General features: G+C 49.8%; 1 pseudogene. It reads left to right on the plus strand.

The features are described 5' to 3' along the window. Positions 1-243: pseudogene (locus tag A3712_RS02530) on the plus strand (DNA mismatch repair endonuclease MutL); the annotation flags it as partial.

A 243-nucleotide genomic window follows, 5' to 3' on the forward strand; every position in this document is an offset into this window, starting at 1 on the left:
AGCGCACAGTGAAGGCCGAGACATGCAGGTAAAATTGCAGCCTGCCGCACACCCAATTGGCACCTCGGTTGAAGTGCTGGATCTGTTTTTCAATACCCCGGCACGCCGCAAATTCTTACGTACTGAAAAAACCGAATTCACTCATATTGATGAGCTACTTAAGCGCATCGCATTAAGTCGCTTCGATGTGACGATCAACCTGCGTCACAACGGCAAGATGATTCGTCAGTACCGCGCTGCTAA

This window comes from Vibrio sp. HI00D65, from assembly GCF_001635455.1.
Lineage (GTDB): Bacteria > Pseudomonadota > Gammaproteobacteria > Enterobacterales > Vibrionaceae > Vibrio.